We start from the raw sequence: 21,415 nt of genomic DNA, 5'->3' as shown, positions 1-21,415 counted from the left end.
TATTTTTTATTTTACAGCAAAGACTTTCCAATCTGTTTTTCTTTGTTTTTCGAAGTGGATTTGATAGACTAGTAACGGACTTAAAAGATTACATATGAATGATCAATACAGAACACGCAAATGAGGTATGATGCATGAAAAAGGAAACATGGAGATTCATTGACTCAGGAAATTGTTCCCCTTCTTATAATATGGCCTTAGATGAGGCGCTGCTCGATTGGCACAGTGAAGGGAAGATTCCCCCAACGATCCGTTTTTACGGTTGGGATCCGGCTACACTATCAATCGGTTATTTTCAAAAGGTAGAAAAAGAAATCAATCTTGATGCCGTAAAAGAACACGGACTTGGATTTGTGAGACGTCCTACAGGTGGCAGGGGGGTTCTTCATGAACATGAATTGACGTACAGCGTCATTGTGTCTGAGGATCATCCTGAAATGCCTAAAACCGTTACGGAAGCGTACCGGGTCATTTCAGAAGGGATACTGAAAGGGTTCCAAGGTCTTGGTCTAGAAGCCTACTTTGCGGTACCGAAAACAGCAGAAGAGCGGGAAGGGTTAAAAAATCCCCGTTCGGCCGTTTGTTTCGATGCACCAAGCTGGTATGAGCTGGTGGTTGAAGGCAGAAAAGTGGCAGGTAGCGCACAGACCCGTCAAAAAGGCGTCATCCTTCAGCATGGTTCCATCCTGTTGGACCTGGATGAAGACAAGTTGTTCAGTCTGTTCAAATATCCATCCGACAGGGTGAAAGAGCGTATGCAGCGTGCATTTAAAAATAAGGCCGTTGCCATGAACGAAATCAGCTCTGAAACGGTCACGATGGATATGGCGAAGGAAGCATTCAAAAAAGGGTTTGAAGAAGGATTGAACATCCAGCTCGAACCATATGAGCTTTCTGAAGAAGAGACACAATATGTTGTGGATCTTGCCGAGTCCCGATATGAATCAGACGATTGGAACTTTAAACGATAAAAAATTTTGTAGAAAAAAAGCGATGATTGTCGCTTTTTTCCTATTTTACCAACGATTACGCGACTTTCTTTTATATCAAGTTCTAAATTAATAGAAATGGCCGGAGTATTATATGATTTTCTATTATTTTCTCCTGTTTTCTATTTTTATTGGCATATTATCCGTTTGACAAACAAATGACCTATTGACCTGAAACACAATATATGGTGTGTCGAATAATTTTTTGCACACAATATGTTGTGTTTATTTATTGCTTTTCCAGATTGGCTATGATATCTTAATACTTGAAATAAGACATCAGCGAAAAAAACAGAAACTGAAACATTTGAGATAGAAGGAGTTGTCTTTATGACTGTTGCGTCGAAAAACACGATGAATTTAAACACCGAGAGATTAAATAAGGATATTGGATTGTTTCCTCAAGTACATCCCATCACCCCGGATATGAAAACAACACACAAAGGTGTATCCCGTCTGGTCATGATCGATCGTTATTCTTTCAAAGACACCGAAAAGATCACTCTATCAGAAGGTGACTTCGTGGTCCTCACCATCAAGGAAGATCCCAAGTTCCCTGCAAGGGGATTAGGCTACATCTCAAGCATCGATTGGGAAACGAAAAAAGCATCCGTCTGGATCGAAGAAGAATACAGAAGCGCCATCGACAAGCCAGAGGAAATGGAGACGGGGATTGTTTCGAGGACATTGGATGTCATTGAGAAACCACTTGAAGTCTACTATGAACAAATTGCGAAGCGTAACGCAACAGGCTTGGCAGAAGTGGAAGAAACTCCTGAAAAGAGACAGGTTTGGTTTGAAAAATTCTATCATGAACTAGTGAATCTTCATTTTGTTCCTGCAGGACGTGTGCTATACGGAGCTGGTGCAGGTACGGATGTAACGTACTTCAACTGTTATGTGATGCCTTTTGTACAGGATTCCCGTGAAGGCATTTCAGAACACCGCAAGCAGGTCATGGAGATCATGAGCCGTGGTGGGGGAGTCGGAACGAATGGATCGACCCTTCGTCCTCGTAACACCCTTGCGAAAGGCGTTAACGGTAAATCCTCTGGTTCTGTTTCATGGCTGGATGATATTGCGAAATTGACACATCTGGTTGAGCAGGGCGGTTCAAGGCGTGGGGCACAAATGATTATGCTTTCAGATTGGCATCCCGATATTATCGAATTCATTATTTCCAAAATGCAAAACCCGCGTATCCTGCGTTATCTTCTTGAAAACACAGAAGATGAAACCATCAAAAAGGCTGCACAGGAAAAATTAAAATTCACGCCGCTGACAGAACAAGAGGAAGCGATGTATCAAGGGATCCTGAACTATAGACAAATCCCTGGTTACGGTGGATTTGATGCAAAGATCCTTAAGAATGCAGAAGAAAAGCTCCGCACAGGTGGAACATACAGCGTCCATAATTCAGAGTTCCTGACAGGAGCGAATATTTCCGTGTGTCTGACGAGCGACTTTATGGAAGCCGTGGAAAACGATACAGAATATGAACTGCGCTTCCCTGATGTGGAAAGCTACAATGAAGAACAGATGAAGTACTATAACGAAGAATGGCATAACGTCGGGGATGTCCGCGAGTGGGAAAAGCTTGGCTACAAAGTGCGTACGTATCGCAAGATCAAGGCTAAAGAGCTTTGGAACTTGATCAATGTGTGTGCAACATACTCCGCTGAGCCTGGAATCTTCTTCATTGATAACGCAAATGATATGACGAATGCGAAAGCATATGGCCAAAAGGTTGTTGCCACCAATCCATGTGGCGAACAGCCCCTTGCTCCATATTCCGTGTGTAACCTGGCAGCCGTCAATCTTGCTCAATTCGCGGATAAAGAAAAGAAAACCGTTGATTTTGAAAAATTGAAGCGTACCGTTGAAGTTGGTGTCCGAATGCAGGACAATGTCATTGATGCGACTCCATACTTCCTGGACGAAAATAAGAAGCAGGCACTTGGTGAGCGTCGTGTTGGCCTTGGAGTAATGGGTCTCGCCGATTTATTGATCTACTGTGAGAAAGAATACGGTTCAGAAGAGGGCAATAAACTTGTGGATGAAGTGTTTGAAGTCATCGCCACAACGGCTTACCGTGCATCGGTTGAATTATCGAAGGAAAAGGGAAGCTTCCCATTCCTCACAGGAAGCACCGACGAAGAAACAAAAGCCTTAAGAAAAGCGTTTGTGGAAACAGGATTTATGAAGAAAATGCCTGAAGATGTACGTGAAGACATTGAACAATATGGTATTCGAAACTCCCATCTGTTAACCGTCGCTCCAACGGGCTCTACGGGTACGATGGTCGGGGTTTCAACTGGTCTTGAACCATACTTCTCCTTCACGTATTACAGAAGTGGACGCCTGGGTAAATTCATTGAGGTGAAAGCGGATATTGTAGAGGATTATTTGAAGAGAAATCCAGAAGCAGATGCTGACAATCTTCCAGAGTGGTTTGTATCTTCCATGAGCCTTGCACCACAAGCACATGCAGACGTTCAATGCGTCATTCAGAACTGGATCGACAGCTCTATTTCCAAAACCGTCAATGCCCCTCGTGGTTATACGGTTGAGCAAGTGGAAAAAGTGTATGAGCGTCTTTATAAAGGTGGCGCCAAGGGAGGTACCGTTTACGTTGATGGAAGCCGTGATTCACAGGTATTGACCCTAAAGGCGGAAGAAAACAGCTTTGATGATGAAGAGGTACAGGATAAACATGATATTCCAACATCCAAAAAGCCGATTGTATTACTGGATACGATCCAGGATGTGCGTGCAACGGATGTGACCATCGGTTCTGAGGTGGGGAATACATGCCCTGTCTGTCGTAAAGGGACGGTAAAAGATATGGGCGGATGTAATACTTGTACAAACTGCGGTGCTCAGCTGAAGTGTGGACTATAATAATAGAAATGGGTAAGAGGGGACTGGTTCCCCTCTTATTTTTTTAGTCTAAAATCCTTCACGGTGAATTAAAGATGTAGTAATACACCTCAGAAGGAGTGGAGCCTATGGACATAGATGGCGTATTTTCCGGTGGAGGAATAAAGGGGCTTGCCCTGATTGGAGCCTATCAGGCTATTGAGGAGAAAGGATACACATTCAAGAGGCTTGCAGGAACAAGTGCAGGTGCTGTGATTGCCGCTTTTATTGCTGCTGGATACTCAAGCCGGGAACTTCTCGACATAATGGACGATATTGATTTGAAAGAACTAATGGATTCAAACGCAATCATATCCCTTCCAATTCTGAAGTGGTTTCGTGTCTATTATCGTTTAGGTTTATACAAAGGGGTGGCACTTGAAAACTGGCTGGAAGAAAAGCTGAAAGCGAGGGGGATTTATACGTTCGCTGATTTACCCCCTCATTCCCTCCGTGTCATAGCATCCGATTTGTCCAATGGCCGATTACTGGTTCTCCCGGATGATCTCGAGAAATATGGAATTGCCAAAGAAACCTTCCCCGTTGCACGGGCGATCAGGATGAGTGCGAGTCTTCCTTATTTTTTTGAACCAGTGAAGCTCCGCTCGTTGGAAGGAATCAGTTTCATGGTGGATGGAGGGGTGCTCAGCAATTTTCCCATATGGCTTTTTGACAGTGAGAATGTGAAAATGGAAAGGCCCGTTCTTGGAGTAAAACTGAGTCACGATGTGATCGGAAAACCGAAAAAACAGATCAACAATGCCATAGATTTATATGAAGCACTCTTCACAACCATGAAAGATGCCCATGATTCAAGGTACATCTCGAGAAAGCATGAAAAGAATATCATCTTTATCCCGACAGAGGGAGTTCTGACCACCGAATTCCAGCTGACTCCCGAAAGGAAAGCGGAACTCATTCAATACGGTAAATTAAAGGCTGAATGCTTTTTGCGAAAATGGCCGTATTAATAAAACAATCGAGCTCTTAAAAAGAGGCTCGATTGTTTTTTTTATTCTTTTTTCCTTCAATTACAGTTAGTTTGGCATTGGATTTTTTGCGAATCGGGCGCTTTTTAGACATATTGGATACTTGTGGCTTACTGGCCGATTTCTTTTTATGCCGTTTTTTTGATTGTTTGGCTGCTTTAACAAACGCTCTCTGTTCATTGCTATTACCAGCCCTTCTTCCACTGAACCATCTTCGGTATATAAAGTAGATGATCCCGATGACGGCTGCTGTTACCAGCAGTTTTCTTGCCAGCCCTAAAGGATTTCCGAACAGGGAAGCCCCAAGCCCGATCATAGCCAATAATATTAGTGTAGAGACAAAGATATTACGAGCGTTCAACAAAGCCACCTCCTTACATGACTATCCATCTTAAATAATATCTATACTATTATTCTAGACCATTTCTGTGTTCTTTAACCGTATTAATTGATTTTTTATAGTGTATTGAATGGAAGATGTTCGCATCTTTTTTCAGAAGTTTTGAAAGATATACTCTATTTTACTAAAAAAAGATGAAAAGCACTAGGAAGAAGGGTATTAAATCATGTATTTCGGTGGATTCTTGTGTAATTGAAAATTAAGCAATAATGTGCAAAGTATTCAAGCAATGGGACATACTACGAATGGAGGTGTTACAGATGGCAGAACAAAAAGGTCAACATGAAAAAGTCCAGGAGGGCACGGAAGAAAGCAAAGAAAATCCCCGCTTAGAACAGAATCAGAGTGAAAAGCCCCTTTCCTTCACGGCAATGGTCGTCGTCACCGGTTTTATCGGTGGGATGTTTTGGAGTTCGATTGCATATCTATGTTATTTCTTTTCCTTTACCAAAATTGAACCTAATATCATATTCGAACCTTGGGCTGTAGGAGATTGGGTCGACAAGTGGATCGGAATTGTCTTATCCATCGTCGCCTACGGTGTCATTTCGATCGGTGTGGCTCTCATTTATTATGGAGGTTTGCGGAAATTCAAATCTATGTGGGTAGGTGCTGGCTATGGGATTGTTCTTTATCTGGCTTTTTTCCTGGTACTTAATCCGCTTTTCCCGAGTATTAAATCCTTTACAGCGATAGATTATCATACATTGATCACCATTTTCTGTTTATATATTCTTTACGGTGTGTTCATAGGTTACTCGATTTCTTATGAAGAAAATGAATTGAGGCACCAGGATAATAAGGAGAAATCTGGAGAAGTATCTCATTAAGAAATGCTATTTATCAGACAATTATGTAGGTATAGGTAAATGGTTTATGTTAGAATGTTCATGATGAACATTCTATTTTTTTAGGAGTTTACATATGGTGAAAATTTTACTGTTGAATGGCCCGAATTTAAACAGGTTAGGAAAACGGGAGCCCGCAATTTACGGCCACGTCACATTAACCCAACTAGAAGAAAATGTCAGAATACAGGCAGAAAAAGAAGGGTTTCAATTGGTTTCAGCGCAGTCGAATCACGAAGGGGAAATCATTGATATGATCCACAAGGCGGAGGATGAAGGATATGGGGGAATTATCATGAATCCCGGCGCCTTCACCCATTACAGTTATGCCATAAGAGACGCGGTGGCATCCATATCCGTCCCGGTTGTGGAAGTGCACATATCCAATATTCATGCCCGTGAAGAGTTCAGGCATCAATCTGTCATAGCAGCTGAAACCATTGGGCAGATCGTGGGATTCGGCCTGTTTGGTTACGAGTTAGCCCTGCAGGCTATTATAAAGAACATTAAGGGAGTGGAGTAAAATGAAAATTGAACGATTACGTAAGACTTTTTCAGAAAATGCACTTGACGGGATTTTATTAACAAGTACGTATAATCGCCGCTACATGACGAACTTTACGGGTTCATCCGGTGTCGTGTTGATTTCCAAAGAAAAAGCCCTGTTCATTACAGATTTCAGATACATAGAGCAAGCGACAGAACAGGCGTCTGATTATGAAATCGTACAGCACACTGGACCGATTCATGAAGAAGTGGCGAAGCAGGCTAAAAATCTTGGTATTCAAAAGCTTGGCTTTGAAAAGAACGACATGACTTACAGTGCATATGAAATCTACCGTGATGCAGTAGAAGCGGAAATGGTGCCGGTATCCGGTCTAGTGGAAAAGTTACGCTTGATTAAGACACCTGAAGAGCTTAATATAATTAAGGATGCGGCGGATATTGCCGATGCAGCATTTAAGCATATTTTAGATTTTATCAAGCCGGGTGTGACAGAGTTAGAAGTTTCCAATGAATTAGAATTCTTCATGAGAAAAGCAGGAGCGACGTCATCATCTTTTGATATCATCGTAGCCTCAGGAAATCGTTCAGCACTTCCTCATGGAGTTGCCAGTGACAAAGTCATTGAAAAAGGTGATTTTGTAACATTGGATTATGGTGCATACTATAAAGGATATTGCTCCGATATGACACGCACTTTATCTGTAGGGGAACCAAGTGAGAAATTGAAAGAGATCTACGATGTCGTTCTCCAATCACAGCTTCTTGCAATGGAACAAATCAGACCTGGGATGACAGGGAAAGAAGCGGATGCGATCGCTCGTGATTACATAACAGAAAAAGGTTATGGTGAGTATTTCGGTCACTCGTTAGGACATGGAATCGGTCTTGAAGTACACGAAGGTCCAGGATTGTCCTCGCGCTCAGACGTGGTACTTGAGCCAGGAATGATCGTCACGGTTGAACCAGGTGTCTATGTTCCTGGTGTTGGCGGAGTACGTATTGAAGATGATACACTCATAACTGAAGATTCCAATGAAACACTGACACACTCAACAAAAGATCTAATCATTCTGCCATTTTAGTCCTGTCAAAGGGCCTACTAGACAATAGGAGGAAAAAATATGATTTCAGTAAATGATTTTCGTACAGGCTTAACGATTGAAGTCGATAACGGAATTTGGAGAGTAATGGATTTCCAACACGTTAAACCGGGAAAAGGAGCAGCATTCGTCCGCTCGAAACTACGTAATCTTCGCACAGGTGCCATCCAGGAAAAAACATTCCGTGCCGGTGAAAAAGTAGGGAAAGCCCAAATCGACAACCGTAAGATGCAGTACCTGTATGCAAATGGTGACATGCATGTATTCATGGACAATGAAAGCTACGATCAAATCGAGCTTCCTGCTTCTTCAATCGAAGAAGAATTAAAATACTTAAAAGAAAACATGGAAGTATCCATCATGATGTACGGTGGAGAGACTCTTGGAGTCGAGCTTCCGAACTCAGTAGAATTGAAAGTGACGGAAACAGAGCCTGGTATCAAAGGTGATACTGCTTCCGGTGGTTCAAAACCTGCGACTGTTGAAACAGGATTAGTGGTTAACGTACCATTCTTCGTCAACGAAGGGGATACATTAATCATCAATACGACAGACGGATCTTACGTATCACGTGGATAAATAATGTTAAAGCCTGAACGGGAACTTTCCCGCTCAGGCTTTTTTTATGTCAATCTGCTACAACTCCTCCCATTCTTTTCATTAATCGCGTTAATTTTATTTCGCGCTTCTGCTTCTCCAGAATTCTTCCATCTCCATTGTCATAATCTTATATTGCTAGAATACATTGTATTATCGGGAAGCATGTACGAGGGATCGTTCTCTGTTTCATTCATCCCGAAGTGGAACAAGATTAGGAGGTACTACAAATGCAAGAAGTTCTAGCCTTACTACCCAGCACTATTTCTGACAAAGTCCTGACCCTTCCACGAGATCTCATTGACCGGATTGAAGAAATCAGGGTTCGTACCAACCGAGTGCTGGAAGTCACAGCACGAGGTAAACCATACTTTCTTCCCTATACCGTGACAGAGGAAGATTGTGAACAGCTTATTAACAAGTTATCTCGTCATTCATTTTATACATTGGAAGAAGAATTAAAGCGAGGCTATATCACGATCGAAGGCGGACACCGTGTCGGACTTGCAGGGAAGGTGATACTCGAAGGAGGTATCGTTAAGGGGATTCGAAACCTTTCTTCCTTTAACATCCGCATCGCAAGAGAAAAAGTAGGCATAGCACAGTCTATATTTCCTTATGTTTACAACGATGGCTGGAAACATACGATGATGATCGGCTCCCCCCAGACCGGCAAAACAACACTGCTCAGAGATCTTGCCAGGATGATTTCGACGGGAGTACCTGAAAAAAACATCCCGCCGTATAAAGTAGGAATCGTCGATGAGCGATCTGAAATTGCCGGATGTGTGAATGGGATTCCTCAGCTGATGTTTGGACCGAGGGTGGACGTGCTGGATGCCTGTCCAAAAGCAGAAGGCATGATGATGTTGATTCGTTCCATGAGTCCCGAAGTCCTGATCGTCGATGAAATCGGTCGGGTGGAAGATGGCCAAGCCATCCAGGAAGCCGTAAATGCCGGTATCACTCTTATTATGACGACCCATGGAGCTACCCTGCGTGAAGTAAGTAAGAGACCAGTGATTAAAGACATAGTGAAACTTCAAACCATCGAGCGATTCGTGGAACTAAGGAGAGGAGATGAACCTGGTAAGGTTCATGAAGTGTGGGATCAAAACGGTCAATCTCTTCTCAAAAAAGTGAGTGTGACATAAATGATTAAACTGATTGGTGCTGTATTCATTCTATTATCCACTTCCTGGGCGGGCTTCGAGGCTTCGAAATACCTCACGGAACGACCTCGGCAGCTTCGGTTGCTGAAAGTCGCCCTTCAGTCATTGGAAGCTGAGATTACCTACAGTCATACCCCTTTGCATGAAGCAACGAGAAAGATTTCCAAGCAGCTGCAAAAGCCTGTTTCCTGGTTCTTTGAAACGTTCTCCAAGAAATTGACAGAGAAGGAGATTTCAGTGAAAAAAGCATGGGAAGAGAGTCTCAATGACATTTGGAAATTAACAGCTTTCAAGGCAGGAGAGTTTGAAATTCTGAAGCAATTTGGAGAGAACCTCGGCAGACACGATATGATGACTCAACAAAAACATATCCAGCTTGCTCTCAAACATCTTGAAAGGGAAGAAACAGAAGCTGTAGAAAAGCAACGGAAATATGAAAAGATGACGAAAAGCTTAGGTTTTCTATCGGGACTGCTGCTGATCATCCTATTACTATAATTTAGTCAATCCCCATTGGGGGATGAGCGTTTAGAGACCAGGAGGGAATGAATATGGGAATTGATGTAGATATTATTTTCAAAATTGCAGGAGTAGGGATAGTGGTGGCCTTTTTGCACACAATCTTAGATCAGGTAGGGAAAAAGGAATATGCTCAGTGGGTTACACTTTTCGGATTCATTTATATTCTGTTCATGGTGGCATCGATTGTTGATGATTTGTTCCAGAAGATTAAATCGGTCTTCTTATACCAAGGATAGAGGGGGCGTCCGCGATTGAAATCATCCAAATTGTAGGGATAGCACTGGTTGCGACCTTTCTCGCTTTAATCGTAAAAGAACAGAAACCAAATTTTGCATTCTTGCTCATTGTGTTTACAGGTTGTTCGATTTTTTTATTTCTCATCGACCAAATCTACTCCATCATTCATATGATTGAAAAACTTGCTGCTAACGCAAATGTGAACATGGTGTATGTGGAAACCATTCTTAAAATCATCGGCATCGCCTACATAGCGGAATTTGCTTCTCATATTACGAAAGATGCCGGACAGGGGGCTCTAGCCGCGAAGGTGGAACTTGCCGGGAAGATATTAATATTGGCAATGGCTGTTCCCATTCTTACAGTGATGATTGAAACCATCATCAATATGATTCCAACGGGATAAGCGAAACGTTAAGAGGTGGTAAAAATGTTGCAGCTATATCGAATTTTCGTCATGGCACTCGTTCTATTCATGATGGGCACCTCAAGTGGACAAGCAGAAGAAGGAGAAGGGCAAAGCCATCCCGATTCTACCATTCAGCAGGAGATGATCGATACCCAGCTTGATCGGTTAGGGATTGAAGAATTAACAGGGTACTGGAATGACATCGTGGATCAGTATGGGGGGTATCTCCCAGAAAGTCAAAAAGGCAGTCTAATTGATTTCATGAAGGGTGAGAAAGAGTTCTCATTCAAAGTGTGGTTCAGCGGAATCTTCAAATTTGCGTTTCAAGAACTTGTGATGAATGGGAAATTGTTAGGAACCCTGATCATGCTCACAATCTTTAGCATGTTTCTCCAATCCCTGCAGAATTCGTTTGAGGGAGGAAGTGTCAGTAAGGTGGCGTACAGCATTATATTCATGGTGTTGATCATCATCGCCCTGAACAGCTTTCATGTGGCGATTGACTACACGCGGGATGCCATCTCCACCATGGTTCATTTCATCATCGCTCTCATTCCCCTTTTGCTCGCCCTGATCGCCGCTTCTGGTGGAGTGGTTTCGGCAGCATTCTTTCATCCTGTCATCATTTTTCTGATGAATACAAGTGGCTTACTCATTCAGAATATCGTGCTGCCTCTCTTATTCCTATCTGCCCTCCTGAGCATCGTAAGCACCCTTTCCGTACATTATAAAGTGACTCAGTTGGCACAGTTATTACGGACATGGAGCATTGGGCTGCTAGGGGCTTTCATGACGGTCTTTCTCGGGGTGATTTCCGTGCAGGGAGCGACGGCAGCCGTGACGGACGGAATTACGATTCGCACGGCGAAATTTGTGACAGGCAACTTTGTCCCTGTTATTGGAAGGATGTTCACGGATGCCACGGATACTGTGATCAGTGCCTCGGTTCTATTAAAAAATACGGTGGGGATAGCGGGAGTCGCCATCGTATTGATCATAGCAGCCTTTCCTGCCATCAAGATCTTAATGATTGCATTCATCTATAAACTGGCTGCAGCCCTCCTGCAACCTCTCGGGGGTGGCCCGGTCATAGAGTGCCTGGATACCATTGCAAAGAGCGTCATCTATGTATTTGCAGCCCTTGCTATAGTATCTTTCATGTTTTTCTTGAGTCTCACCGTCATCATAGCAGCAGGAAACATCACGATGATGATGCGATAAGGAGGAAGGAGTTCCGTCATGTCATTTCTAACCGATTGGATTACAAATATCATAATCTTTGTTCTCTTAGCTACCGTCATTGACATGCTTCTTCCCAGCTCCAACATGCAGAAGTATACAAAGATTGTGACGGGCTTATTATTGATCACCATCATCCTTACCCCCCTCTTCAAACTAATGTCCACGGATTTTGATGAAGTAATGAAATCGATTGATTTTAATGGACAATCTCAGAATAAATCTGTGGAAAATGAAATAGAAATGAAGAAAAAAGAAATACAAGCCTCACAACGTGCATATATTTTAGAACAGATGGCTGTCCAAATGAAACAACAAGCAGAAAAGGAGCTGATGGATGAGCACGGTAAAGTCATTGAGAAGATTACGGTACAAGCAGAAGACCTGGAAAAAGTTCCAGATAGTATTACTGAAGTATCAGTAGTGATGAAAGACAAAGAAAGTGAAGAAGACAGCAGCATTGAAACAGTCCAACACGTGGAAATTGATACGGGGTCTGAAGCGAGAATGAAAGCACCCGAAGAGGATACGTCCCAAATGGCCTCCTTACTTGCCAAACAATGGAATCTTACACCAGACAAAATATTCATTACCGTTGAAGGGGGGACTGGGGAAGGAAATGAACTTTAATAAAGGTCCACTAAACGCATTAAAGGAATGGTTGTCAAAGGATAATGCGAATTCTCCGCCCAATGTAAAAAAAGGAAAAAGGCTTCATTATTTTCTCATCGTATTGCTGGTAGGTGTCGCCTTTATGTTGATCAGTGATCTTTGGAGCAGTGATAAAGGGATCGAAGTGGCAAAGCCTCTGGATGGGGGAACATCAGATGTAGCGACATTCGGTTCCGGTCAGAAGGAATCAGACGGTTCGATGAGGGGTTACGAGGATCGATATGAAAATCAGTTGAAAGAAGCCCTTGATCAAATTGTCGGGGTAAGCGATGTGTATGTCGTAGTCAATGTGGAAGCGACGGAATCAAAAGTGTATGAGAAAAAAGAATCAACCAAGGTGCAATCCACTAATGAAGAAGATAAAGAAGGTGGAAAGCGATCGATAGAAGATAAGTCCCAGGAAGAAGAAGTCGTCATTGTCAATAACGGAGACAAGGAAGTTCCCATTGTGAAAGAAACGAAAAAACCTAAAGTCAGCGGTGTCCTTGTAGTAGCAAAAGGAGCCGATAATATACAAATCAAAAAATGGATTATAGAGGCGGTCACCCGGGCACTCGATGTTCCTAGTCACCGGGTATCGGTCCTGCCCAAACAATAAGGGGGAAATGATAGATGTTACTTAAAAAACAAACAGTTTGGTTATTAACGATGTTGAGCCTTGTGATCGTGCTTTCGGTTTACTACATTACGTCACCAACGCAGCAAGCAACGGATATGGCCTATCAAGAAAAAGATGGAAAAGAGCAAGCGGGGGGTGGAGATAAAGAAACGATGTCTGACATGGAAGTGGTGACAGACGCTGCCGGTAATGAAATGTTCGAAGCACTCCGTCTTGAAGTGACCGACGAGCGTGAACAGCTTCGAGAAGAGCTCGAAGCGAAAGTAGCGAACGCAGATGTATCAGCAGAAGAAAAAAGTGCAGCATATGAGCAGATGGAAAACCTTCGTGAACTCGCCATGACAGAATCCGTCCTTGAGACTATGATCAAAACAATGGGGTACGAGGATGCATTGGTCAGAGCAAACGGAGAAAACATCCGTATCACAGTGAAATCTGACAAAGAGCACTCGAAGGCAGATGCCAACGAAATCATCCGTCTCGTCATGAGTGAAGTAGGACAAATGAAGCCAGTAGCTGTAGAATTCCAACCGGCAAATTAATCGATTCAAAAAAGACTGCCGCCTAAAGCATATCTTTAGGCGGCTTATTTATGTCTTTTTTAGCGGATAAATGAAAAATCCCTTTCTATTATTTTATTTTTTTCCGAAAAAGGTCTAGAATAGAGGAAGAGTTGTATGCGCTTTTACAGGATGGTAGGAATCGCATATTGAATTTATACGTGGTATTATCGTATGATATTAGTAGCTAGTCATAATTTTTTAAACTATAAGAGGGGTGTCAACAGTGTTGAAAATTCAAGAAATTCGCGAAATAATCAAACTCGTAGATCAGTCTAGTGTTGAAGAGTTTACATACGAGCATGATGGATCAAAGATCAACTTAAAGAAAAATAATGGTGTAACCGTTTCTGCCCAACCGCAAGTGGTACAGGCAGTGGAAGAAGTGAAGCCTGCTGCACAAGCCGTTCAACAAGCTCCTGTACAGGAAGCAGCAGCTCCTCAACAGCAAGTAAAAGAAGCTCCACAAGCTAATGTTGAGGATGCAAACTTACATAAAATCACTTCTCCGATGGTTGGTACGTTCTATCAATCTTCTTCTCCGGAATCAGGTCCATACGTGAAAGTCGGAGATAAGGTAGACGAGAGCTCAGTTGTATGTATCGTAGAAGCGATGAAACTGTTTAATGAAATTGAAGCCGAGGCGAAAGGCGAAATTGTAGAAATCTTAGTAAAAGACGGTCAATTAGTTGAGTATGGACAGCCGTTATTCTTGGTTAAACCTGAATAAGGAGCGAAAACAGATATGATTAAAAAGGTGTTAATTGCCAATCGAGGAGAAATTGCTGTACGAATCATTCGTGCATGCCGTGATTTAGGCATCGAAAGTGTAGCCGTTTATTCAGAAGCCGATAAAGAAGCGCTTCATGTACAATTAGCAGATGAGGCGTATTGTATAGGGCCTACTGCATCGAAAGACAGTTATCTTAATTTCACCAATATCATCAGTGTGGCAAAATTGACGGATTGTGATGCAATCCACCCAGGGTATGGATTTTTAGCTGAGAACTCTGACTTTGCCGATTTATGCCGCGATTGTAATATCATCTTCATTGGACCTTCTCCTGAAGCGATCTCGAAGATGGGTACAAAAGATGTGGCCCGTGAAACCATGAGGGAAGCGGGAGTTCCGATTGTACCTGGTTCAAAAGGGATTGTGAAGGACACCGAAGATGCCGTGAAACTTGCTGATTCCATGGGGTATCCTGTTATCATCAAAGCCACTGCCGGTGGTGGAGGAAAAGGGATCCGGGTCGCAAAAAGTGAGGAAGAACTGGTTAAAGGGGTTACGATCACCCAACAGGAAGCGATGACAGCATTCGGTAACCCGGGTGTCTATATCGAGAAATTCATTGAGGACTTCAGGCATGTTGAGATTCAGGTCCTCGCAGATAATTTCGGAAATGTGATCCATCTTGGGGAGAGGGACTGTACGATTCAGCGTCGCCTTCAGAAACTGATCGAAGAAACGCCGTCTCCTGCATTAACCGAAGAAATTCGCGTTAAAATGGGGGAAGCAGCGGTAAAAGCAGCCAAAGCGGTTGATTATACCGGTGCAGGCACGGTAGAATTTATATATGATTACGTAAATCAAACCTTCTACTTCATGGAGATGAATACACGTATCCAGGTGGAGCATCCAGTAACGGAACAAGTGACAGGAGTCGATTTGATTAAAGAACAGATTCTTGTTGCTTCAGGAGAGAAACTTTCTCTTACTCAAGAAGAAGTAACCTTCACTGGTTGGGCCATTGAGTGTCGTATTAATGCAGAGAACCCGGAGAAGAATTTCATGCCTTCAGCTGGCCGGATTGAAATGTATCTTCCACCAGGCGGCATTGGCGTAAGAATCGACTCAGCCGCATATCCTGGTTATATGATCCCTCCATATTACGATAGCATGATCGCTAAAGTCATTACCTATGGAGCGACTCGCGAAGAAGCCATTTCAAGAATGAGACGCGCCCTAAGTGAATTTGTGGTTGAGGGTATCCACACAACCATTCCGTTCCATCTGAAAGTGTTAGAACATGAAACCTTTGTTGGTGGAGAGTTTAATACGAAATTCTTAGAAAAATATGAAGTAATGAAATCTTAGTGTGAATTCAGGAGGTGCCATACATGGCGGAAAATCAAAACCTTTTACAAATGTCTCACGGTAAAGACGGTCTTGGGAAGATTGAAATCGCACCTGAAGTCATCGAAGTCATCGCAGGTATCGCCGCATCAGAGGTCGAGGGCGTATCCCAGATGCGTGGAAACTTCGCCACAGGTGTCGTCGAGCGTCTCGGCAAGAAAAACCACGGTAAAGGTGTAAAAGTGGAGCTTGCCGAAGAAGGAATTATTGTAGACGTATACTGCATCATGAAGTTCGGTGTAGCGATTCCGACGGTCGCTCAAAAAATTCAGGACAATATTCGTCAAGCCCTGCTTAATATGACTGCTCTGGAAGCAGACGAAGTCAATGTTCATATTGTAGGGGTTCAATTTGAAAATCAAAAGTATGAAGCTGAAATTGAAGACGAAATGTAATGGGGAAGGACGGTCCTTTAGGGGGCCGTTCTTTTTTTGTTGATTGTGCGGATATTTGGTGTGAATGCGAGGATGGATATTATTGTGAAACGGCTGGATTATTGCTTGAATCGGCGGGATTATTTGCTGAAACAGCTGGATAATCAAGGGCATTGGCTGGATTAGTTTGGTGATGGTAGGTCTTCTGCGTGATCAAAGCCCCTCCGCTTTTCGTTGTCCAGCTGCGCCTCCTTGTCCCTCGAGGTCATAAGCTAAATGGTCCATGAAGGCAAAAGAACGCCTTCTTGGCCCATTCATCTTATGCTTGTCGGGGCAACCCAGTCGGCTCCGCTTTTCTGATTGTCCAGCTCCGGCGGGTAGCCCCTCGAGGTCATTTCTGAAAAATCCCCAAAGGCAAAGAACGCCTTCAGGGATTTCCCAGAAATGCTTGTCGGGCCTGACCAACCCGCCTCCGCTTTTCTTTGTCCAGCTCCGGCGGGTAGCCCCTCGTGGTCATTTCTGAAAAATCCCCAAAGGCAAAGAACGCCTTCAGGGATTTCCCAGAAATGCTTGTCGGGCCTGACCAACCCGCCTCCGCTTTTCGTTGTCCAGCTCCGGGGCTTAGAGGCTCGAGGTCATAAGACAAACCATCCAAAAAGGCAAAAAACGCCTTTCCGGATGGTTCGTCTTATGCTTGTCGCCTCTGATCAAAGCCCCTCCGCTTTTCTTTCAGAATATTGATTTTTTTACATTGACGTGCGTATTGCCCTTGGTTTGTGCTATTATCAAAGGTATGAAAATTGATGGAGTAAAAGGAGTAATTATAAGATGAAGAGAAGAGTTGCCCGTGAAAAGGCCTTACAGGCGTTATTTCAAATAGATATGAGTGGGATTGAGCCGGATGTAGCGTTAAGGAATGTGTTGGAAGAAGAGGAGCAGTTGGATGTCTATCTAGAACAGCTCGTTCTGGGATTCATTGAAAATCAGGAGCGTATCGACGGACATATCCGTGAAAACCTTGAGAAATGGTCATTTGACCGTTTAGCGAAAGTGGATCGCAATATTTTGCGTATGGGGGTTTACGAGCTTCTGTTTGTAGACGATGTTCCGGATAAAGTCGTCATTAATGAAGCGGTTGAAATTGCCAAGGTCTTTGGCGATGATCAGTCCAGTAAATTTATCAATGGTGTTCTTTCAAAGGTAAGTCAATCTTAACAATGTTAGGGGACGAGTGAAATGTCAGCTTCCATCATTGATGGCAAACTCATTGCAGAACATTATCGGCAACAATTAAAGGGTCAGATTGAACAGTTGAAACACCAAAATGTCACTCCAGGCTTGGCTGTTGTCCTTGTCGGGGATAATCATGCCTCTCATTCCTACGTGAAAATGAAGAGAAAGGCCTGCAGTGAGCTGGGAATCCATTCAGAGCTTTATCCATATGAATCCAGCCTTACCCAAGAAGAACTATTAACCAAAATCAGGGAGCTGAATGAACAAGAGCATATTCATGGCATTCTTGTACAACTTCCCCTTCCTGAGCACATCAACCCGATCACAGTGATTGAAACGATTTCACCGTCGAAGGATGTAGACGGTTTTCATCCTGTCTCCATCGGGAAGATGGTCACAGATCAAGATACTTTCTATTCTTGTACGCCACTTGGGATCATGAAGATGCTTGAATATGAAAAGATATCGGTTGAAGGAAAGCATGTCGTGATTTTAGGCCGCAGCAATATCGTCGGGAAGCCGGCAGGTCATTTATTCCTGAATCGAAATGCGACAGTGACGTATTGCCATTCAAAGACAGCCGATATGTCATCTTACACGAAGCAGGCAGATATTATCGTTTCAGCAGTTGGTAAAGTTAACCTGATCGGTGCTGAAGATATTAAACCAGGCGCAGTTGTCATCGATGTAGGAATGAATCGTGATGAACAAGGTAAGCTTTGCGGGGATGTAAATTTTGCAGATGTGAAGGAAAAAGCAGGGAAAATCACACCGGTTCCTGGTGGTGTCGGACCGATGACGATCACGATGCTACTCTATAACACCGTGAAATCTGCTGAAACGGCCGCACAGAATCGCCAAAATGGTTAAATAATAGTACAATATAAGATACAAATGAGGGAAAGGGACAGGCTAATCGCTGGTCCCTTTCCGTCTTCTTACATAAAAAATTAGAACATGAACGGAACAAAGGAGTCAGTGAGCATGGAACTCGATCAATCACGTTATTTAACGGTACAAGCTCTGACAAAATACATAAAACGAAAATTCGATAGGGATCCCCACTTGTCCAACCTGTTTGTGCGAGGGGAAATTTCCAACTTTAAAAGGCATTCAAGCGGTCATATGTATTTCACCTTGAAAGATGAAAAGGCCCGCATTTTATCTGTGATGTTTTCAAGCCATAACCAATCCTTGAAGTTCAGACCTGAAAACGGAATGAATGTATTGATCCGTGGAGATATCTCTGTATATGAATCAGGTGGACAATATCAGATTTATGTGAAAGAAATGCAACCTGATGGGATAGGTGAACTGTATCTTGCATATGAACAGCTAAAGGAGAAGCTTGAAAAAGCGGGTTACTTTGATCAAAGTCGCAAACGGATGATCCCTAAATTTCCGAAGCGGATAGCCGTTGTCACTTCTCCAACGGGTGCTGCAATACGGGATATCATTACAACAATCAAACGGCGTTTTCCGATTGGTGAAATTCTTGTATTTCCCGCTCTGGTCCAAGGTGATCAGGCGGCGGCATCGATTGCCGGGGCAATGAGTAAGGCAAACGGTGTTGGGGATATTGACGTGATGATCATCGGCCGAGGTGGCGGATCGATTGAAGAATTGTGGGCGTTTAACGAAGAAATTGTGGCAAAGGCCATCGTCGAATCAGACATTCCTGTCATTTCAGCTGTCGGACACGAAACGGATTTTACGATCGCCGATTTTGTAGCGGATCTTCGTGCAGCGACTCCAACGGCTGCCGGGGAACTAGCAGTACCACATATTGATGATTTATTGGAAAGAATCATGAATCGTAAACTACGCCTTATTAAGTCCTTTAAATCCAAACTGCAAACGGAAAGAAATCGATTGAACGGTTTAACAAAATCGTATGCTTTAAGAAATCCACGAACACTTTATCAGCAGAAGATCGAGACCGTCGACCGGTTGACGGATCAGCTTCAAAGAAACATCAGTCTTCATGTGAAGGGGAACAGGGATCAATTAAGCGGGTTTCATTCGAGGCTGCAGCGCGTTCATCCATCACAGATCATCAAGGTGCAGAATGAACGGGTCCAGTTCATGCAAACACGGTTGGAAAAGCAATTTAAACAAGTGCTGAAGGAAAAGAATCATCGATTTAGTTCAGCCCTCTCTACCTTACATGCCCTAAGCCCTTTGAAAATCATGGACAGGGGATATAGTTTAGTTTATCAGGATGAAGGTCAATTGATTAAATCATCGAGACAAGTTAAAACAGGCGATCGCCTGGAGATCAATGTAAGAGATGGAAAAATACATTGCGAAGTGGAATCTGTCGAGGAGCGTGAGGAAAATGGCAAAGCCTAAAGAAGAGCAATCATTTGAAACAGCTATGGAACAATTGGAAGAAATCGTGGAGAAGTTGGAAGAAGGGGAAGTTCCTTTAGAAAAGGCACTGGAATTTTATCAAAAAGGAATGGACCTTTCAAAATACTGTCATGATACGTTGCAGAAAGCAGAAAATCAATTAACGAAAATGATGACAGATGAAGGGGAAAAATCCTTTGATCTTGATGAGGAGGAATAATCAGTGAACCCTCCGATTTCATTAAAGCAGTTTCAACAAGAACATGGAGAATGGATGACCAATCATATGGCTGAAACGGTGTCGGGCCTTTCGATGCCGGGAGTTTTAAAAGAAGCGATGGTGTATTCCTTACAGGCAGGTGGGAAAAGGATTCGGCCGATCCTTCTATTAGCAGTGATAAAGGCCTTTGATCATAACACGATGCTGGGACTGAATACTGCCGCTGCCCTTGAAATGATACATACCTATTCGCTGATCCATGATGATCTTCCCTCCATGGATGATGACGACTTAAGGAGAGGGAAACCGACCAATCACAAGATATATGGGGAAGCCGTCGCGATTTTAGCAGGTGACGGTTTGCTCACTTATAGCTTTCAGCTCATAGCTGAAGATGATGGGTTACCAAGTGATATAAAGGTAAAGCTGATCGCCCTTCTCGCTAAATGTGCCGGTCCGGAAGGCATGGTCGGCGGTCAAGTCGCCGACATTGAAGGGGAAAACAAGCAATTAACTGTTCAAGAACTGGAAAACGTCCACGTTCACAAAACTGGGAAGTTACTCACATTCAGTGTCTTGGCCGGGGGGATCATTTCCGGGGCTTCGCAGAAGGAACTCGAGCTCCTCGAACGATTCTCTCATCATATCGGCCTCGCCTTTCAAATCCAGGATGACATATTGGATATTGAAGGACTGGAAGAAATGATTGGTAAACCTGTTGGTAGTGATGAATCGAAACATAAGAGTACCTACCCGAGTCTCCTGACGATGAAAGGGGCAAAGGATAAGCTTCAATACCATTTGGACGAAGCGCTGACGGCACTCGACAAACTGCCGGTTAATACAAGTCTTCTGGCAGAAATTGCCCAATTAATCGTTACCAGGAATCATTGAAGCCAATCTATATTTGAGCAAAAGATTTAACATATGGTATAATACGGTTAGAATAAATTTTGGGGTGGTGCAGTATTCTAGTCAGTCCACCAATCCTGAAGGTGGGCCTAAAAATCCACTAAAGGGCACATCGATGAAGTTCCTGGAATTGGCTTGAGGCGCCCAGCTTTGGGTCATATCTGGGAGTAAGGCTTGAGGGCGATCCACAATGGCATGTGGGCGTTGACCCGCGAGCCGCGGAGGCTTTGTTTCTTATGCTGGCATCAAAGCATGTGCTATAAGAACAAAGTATGAACCTGCGATGTGATGATTCACTAGCAGCGTAGCCTGCCTTGAGTGAAGAGTGAGGGGATTATGGTTACAGGGTACACATCAGTTGGCCATTGATATGTGCTTTTTCGCCCATATGAAATCCTCTTTGCAAAA

Annotated in this window: 26 protein-coding genes; 24 read left to right on the top strand and 2 right to left on the bottom strand. The window is 43.3% G+C overall.

Annotated features, from left to right (window positions below):
* Positions 1-134: 134 nt before the first annotated feature.
* The 3 genes from ACIGG7_RS06065 to ACIGG7_RS06055 all read left to right on the top strand — a co-directional run bounded on the left by ACIGG7_RS06065 (position 135) and on the right by ACIGG7_RS06055 (position 4,879).
* Positions 135-971: a lipoate--protein ligase family protein gene (locus tag ACIGG7_RS06065; protein ID WP_224940223.1), complete on the top strand. Its 837-nt coding sequence runs from the start codon at positions 135-137 to the stop codon at positions 969-971.
* Between the two features lie 348 nt (positions 972-1,319).
* Complete coding sequence (locus tag ACIGG7_RS06060; RefSeq protein WP_224940224.1) at positions 1,320-3,890, top strand: vitamin B12-dependent ribonucleotide reductase; 2,571 nt, start codon at positions 1,320-1,322, stop codon at positions 3,888-3,890.
* A gap of 107 nt (positions 3,891-3,997) precedes the next feature.
* Positions 3,998-4,879 carry a patatin-like phospholipase family protein gene (locus tag ACIGG7_RS06055; RefSeq protein WP_224940225.1) on the top strand — a complete coding sequence of 294 codons (882 nt, stop codon included), beginning with the start codon at positions 3,998-4,000 and terminating at the stop codon, positions 4,877-4,879.
* A 16-nt stretch (positions 4,880-4,895) separates the two neighbouring features.
* Here ACIGG7_RS06055 and ACIGG7_RS06050 read toward each other — a convergent pair whose 3' ends face one another.
* Positions 4,896-5,258, bottom strand: a complete 363-nt coding sequence (locus ACIGG7_RS06050; RefSeq protein ID WP_224940226.1) for an SA1362 family protein — start codon at positions 5,256-5,258, stop codon at positions 4,896-4,898.
* A 299-nt stretch (positions 5,259-5,557) separates the two neighbouring features.
* On the opposite strand from ACIGG7_RS06050, the gene ACIGG7_RS06045 reads away from it, so the two are divergent.
* The 16 genes from ACIGG7_RS06045 (at position 5,558) to ACIGG7_RS05970 (ending at position 16,476) form a co-directional block, all read left to right on the top strand.
* Positions 5,558-6,127: a YqhR family membrane protein gene (locus tag ACIGG7_RS06045; protein ID WP_224940227.1), complete on the top strand. Its 570-nt coding sequence runs from the start codon at positions 5,558-5,560 to the stop codon at positions 6,125-6,127.
* 94 nt (positions 6,128-6,221) lie between these two features.
* Positions 6,222-6,668: a type II 3-dehydroquinate dehydratase gene (aroQ, locus tag ACIGG7_RS06040; RefSeq protein WP_397549170.1), complete on the top strand. Its 447-nt coding sequence runs from the start codon at positions 6,222-6,224 to the stop codon at positions 6,666-6,668.
* Position 6,669: 1 nt separating this feature from the next.
* On the top strand, positions 6,670-7,734 hold the full coding sequence (locus ACIGG7_RS06035; protein ID WP_224940229.1) for a M24 family metallopeptidase: 1,065 nt from the start codon (positions 6,670-6,672) through the stop codon (positions 7,732-7,734).
* Between the two features lie 39 nt (positions 7,735-7,773).
* Positions 7,774-8,331: an elongation factor P gene (gene efp / locus ACIGG7_RS06030; RefSeq protein ID WP_224940230.1), complete on the top strand. Its 558-nt coding sequence runs from the start codon at positions 7,774-7,776 to the stop codon at positions 8,329-8,331.
* Positions 8,332-8,579: 248 nt separating this feature from the next.
* Positions 8,580-9,503, top strand: a complete 924-nt coding sequence (spoIIIAA, locus tag ACIGG7_RS06025; protein ID WP_224940231.1) for a stage III sporulation protein AA — start codon at positions 8,580-8,582, stop codon at positions 9,501-9,503.
* Entirely contained in the window at positions 9,504-10,019 is a 516-nt protein-coding gene (gene spoIIIAB, locus ACIGG7_RS06020) for a stage III sporulation protein SpoIIIAB (RefSeq protein WP_224940232.1), read from the top strand.
* Between the two features lie 53 nt (positions 10,020-10,072).
* Entirely contained in the window at positions 10,073-10,279 is a 207-nt protein-coding gene (gene spoIIIAC, locus ACIGG7_RS06015) for a stage III sporulation protein AC (RefSeq protein ID WP_034758004.1), read from the top strand.
* Positions 10,280-10,293: 14 nt separating this feature from the next.
* Positions 10,294-10,686, top strand: coding sequence for a stage III sporulation protein AD (gene spoIIIAD / locus ACIGG7_RS06010; RefSeq protein WP_224941291.1), 393 nt, complete (start codon positions 10,294-10,296; stop codon positions 10,684-10,686).
* 24 nt (positions 10,687-10,710) lie between these two features.
* The gene (spoIIIAE, locus tag ACIGG7_RS06005; RefSeq protein WP_224940233.1) at positions 10,711-11,910 is read left to right on the top strand and encodes a stage III sporulation protein AE; all 1,200 of its coding nucleotides are present in this window, start codon (positions 10,711-10,713) and stop codon (positions 11,908-11,910) included.
* A gap of 18 nt (positions 11,911-11,928) precedes the next feature.
* Entirely contained in the window at positions 11,929-12,558 is a 630-nt protein-coding gene (gene spoIIIAF / locus ACIGG7_RS06000; RefSeq protein WP_224940234.1) for a stage III sporulation protein AF, read from the top strand.
* Positions 12,548-13,198, top strand: coding sequence for a stage III sporulation protein AG (spoIIIAG, locus tag ACIGG7_RS05995; protein ID WP_397549169.1), 651 nt, complete (start codon positions 12,548-12,550; stop codon positions 13,196-13,198). The genes spoIIIAF and spoIIIAG overlap by 11 nt, the downstream gene beginning before the upstream one ends.
* Positions 13,199-13,212: 14 nt before the next feature.
* Positions 13,213-13,761, top strand: a complete 549-nt coding sequence (locus ACIGG7_RS05990) for a SpoIIIAH-like family protein (RefSeq protein ID WP_224940236.1) — start codon at positions 13,213-13,215, stop codon at positions 13,759-13,761.
* Positions 13,762-14,005: 244 nt separating this feature from the next.
* Positions 14,006-14,509, top strand: coding sequence for an acetyl-CoA carboxylase biotin carboxyl carrier protein (gene accB, locus ACIGG7_RS05985; RefSeq protein WP_224940237.1), 504 nt, complete (start codon positions 14,006-14,008; stop codon positions 14,507-14,509).
* A gap of 15 nt (positions 14,510-14,524) precedes the next feature.
* A complete protein-coding gene (gene accC / locus ACIGG7_RS05980) occupies positions 14,525-15,877 on the top strand; it encodes an acetyl-CoA carboxylase biotin carboxylase subunit (RefSeq protein ID WP_224940238.1) in 1,353 nt (450 codons plus the stop codon).
* Positions 15,878-15,900: 23 nt separating this feature from the next.
* Positions 15,901-16,311, top strand: a complete 411-nt coding sequence (locus ACIGG7_RS05975) for an Asp23/Gls24 family envelope stress response protein (protein WP_138775478.1) — start codon at positions 15,901-15,903, stop codon at positions 16,309-16,311.
* Between the two features lie 36 nt (positions 16,312-16,347).
* Positions 16,348-16,476: a hypothetical protein gene (locus ACIGG7_RS05970; protein ID WP_397549168.1), complete on the top strand. Its 129-nt coding sequence runs from the start codon at positions 16,348-16,350 to the stop codon at positions 16,474-16,476.
* A 128-nt stretch (positions 16,477-16,604) separates the two neighbouring features.
* On the opposite strand, the gene ACIGG7_RS05965 is transcribed toward ACIGG7_RS05970, so the two are convergent.
* Positions 16,605-16,877, bottom strand: a complete 273-nt coding sequence (locus ACIGG7_RS05965; RefSeq protein ID WP_397549167.1) for a hypothetical protein — start codon at positions 16,875-16,877, stop codon at positions 16,605-16,607.
* Positions 16,878-17,118: 241 nt separating this feature from the next.
* Here ACIGG7_RS05965 and nusB point away from each other — a divergent pair, with 241 nt between their 5' ends.
* From nusB to ACIGG7_RS05940, 5 genes are all read left to right on the top strand, one after another.
* Positions 17,119-17,505 carry a transcription antitermination factor NusB gene (nusB, locus tag ACIGG7_RS05960; RefSeq protein WP_397549166.1) on the top strand — a complete coding sequence of 129 codons (387 nt, stop codon included), beginning with the start codon at positions 17,119-17,121 and terminating at the stop codon, positions 17,503-17,505.
* Between the two features lie 21 nt (positions 17,506-17,526).
* Positions 17,527-18,393 (top strand): bifunctional methylenetetrahydrofolate dehydrogenase/methenyltetrahydrofolate cyclohydrolase FolD, encoded by an 867-nt coding sequence (gene folD / locus ACIGG7_RS05955; protein ID WP_224940241.1) that lies wholly within the window; start codon positions 17,527-17,529, stop codon positions 18,391-18,393.
* Positions 18,394-18,507: 114 nt separating this feature from the next.
* A complete protein-coding gene (gene xseA, locus ACIGG7_RS05950) occupies positions 18,508-19,875 on the top strand; it encodes an exodeoxyribonuclease VII large subunit (RefSeq protein ID WP_397549165.1) in 1,368 nt (455 codons plus the stop codon).
* Entirely contained in the window at positions 19,862-20,095 is a 234-nt protein-coding gene (xseB, locus tag ACIGG7_RS05945) for an exodeoxyribonuclease VII small subunit (RefSeq protein WP_224940243.1), read from the top strand. The genes xseA and xseB overlap by 14 nt, the downstream gene beginning before the upstream one ends.
* A gap of 3 nt (positions 20,096-20,098) precedes the next feature.
* Complete coding sequence (locus ACIGG7_RS05940; protein WP_397549164.1) at positions 20,099-20,989, top strand: polyprenyl synthetase family protein; 891 nt, start codon at positions 20,099-20,101, stop codon at positions 20,987-20,989.
* Positions 20,990-21,415: the final 426 nt, after the last annotated feature.

The sequence above is a fragment of the Rossellomorea sp. NPDC077527 genome, assembly GCF_044542955.1.
In the GTDB taxonomy this organism is placed as follows: domain Bacteria; phylum Bacillota; class Bacilli; order Bacillales; family Bacillaceae_B; genus Rossellomorea; species Rossellomorea aquimaris_E.
Note: the sequence above shows the minus strand (reverse complement) of the source record. Positions and strands in the feature narration are given on the sequence as shown.

What these genes read in the sequence shown, in the direction of transcription:
- ACIGG7_RS06065 (WP_224940223.1), top strand. Translation starts at nt 135, where the DNA reads ATGAAAAAGGAAACATGGAGATTCATTGACTCAGGAAATTGTTCCCCT.
- ACIGG7_RS06060 (WP_224940224.1), top strand. Translation starts at nt 1,320, where the DNA reads ATGACTGTTGCGTCGAAAAACACGATGAATTTAAACACCGAGAGATTA.
- ACIGG7_RS06055 (WP_224940225.1), top strand. Translation starts at nt 3,998, where the DNA reads ATGGACATAGATGGCGTATTTTCCGGTGGAGGAATAAAGGGGCTTGCC.
- ACIGG7_RS06045 (WP_224940227.1), top strand. Translation starts at nt 5,558, where the DNA reads ATGGCAGAACAAAAAGGTCAACATGAAAAAGTCCAGGAGGGCACGGAA.
- aroQ (WP_397549170.1), top strand. Translation starts at nt 6,222, where the DNA reads ATGGTGAAAATTTTACTGTTGAATGGCCCGAATTTAAACAGGTTAGGA.
- ACIGG7_RS06035 (WP_224940229.1), top strand. Translation starts at nt 6,670, where the DNA reads ATGAAAATTGAACGATTACGTAAGACTTTTTCAGAAAATGCACTTGAC.
- efp (WP_224940230.1), top strand. Translation starts at nt 7,774, where the DNA reads ATGATTTCAGTAAATGATTTTCGTACAGGCTTAACGATTGAAGTCGAT.
- spoIIIAA (WP_224940231.1), top strand. Translation starts at nt 8,580, where the DNA reads ATGCAAGAAGTTCTAGCCTTACTACCCAGCACTATTTCTGACAAAGTC.
- spoIIIAB (WP_224940232.1), top strand. Translation starts at nt 9,504, where the DNA reads ATGATTAAACTGATTGGTGCTGTATTCATTCTATTATCCACTTCCTGG.
- spoIIIAC (WP_034758004.1), top strand. Translation starts at nt 10,073, where the DNA reads ATGGGAATTGATGTAGATATTATTTTCAAAATTGCAGGAGTAGGGATA.
- spoIIIAE (WP_224940233.1), top strand. Translation starts at nt 10,711, where the DNA reads ATGTTGCAGCTATATCGAATTTTCGTCATGGCACTCGTTCTATTCATG.
- spoIIIAF (WP_224940234.1), top strand. Translation starts at nt 11,929, where the DNA reads ATGTCATTTCTAACCGATTGGATTACAAATATCATAATCTTTGTTCTC.
- spoIIIAG (WP_397549169.1), top strand. Translation starts at nt 12,548, where the DNA reads ATGAACTTTAATAAAGGTCCACTAAACGCATTAAAGGAATGGTTGTCA.
- ACIGG7_RS05990 (WP_224940236.1), top strand. Translation starts at nt 13,213, where the DNA reads ATGTTACTTAAAAAACAAACAGTTTGGTTATTAACGATGTTGAGCCTT.
- accC (WP_224940238.1), top strand. Translation starts at nt 14,525, where the DNA reads ATGATTAAAAAGGTGTTAATTGCCAATCGAGGAGAAATTGCTGTACGA.
- ACIGG7_RS05975 (WP_138775478.1), top strand. Translation starts at nt 15,901, where the DNA reads ATGGCGGAAAATCAAAACCTTTTACAAATGTCTCACGGTAAAGACGGT.
- nusB (WP_397549166.1), top strand. Translation starts at nt 17,119, where the DNA reads ATGAAGAGAAGAGTTGCCCGTGAAAAGGCCTTACAGGCGTTATTTCAA.
- folD (WP_224940241.1), top strand. Translation starts at nt 17,527, where the DNA reads ATGTCAGCTTCCATCATTGATGGCAAACTCATTGCAGAACATTATCGG.
- xseA (WP_397549165.1), top strand. Translation starts at nt 18,508, where the DNA reads ATGGAACTCGATCAATCACGTTATTTAACGGTACAAGCTCTGACAAAA.
- xseB (WP_224940243.1), top strand. Translation starts at nt 19,862, where the DNA reads ATGGCAAAGCCTAAAGAAGAGCAATCATTTGAAACAGCTATGGAACAA.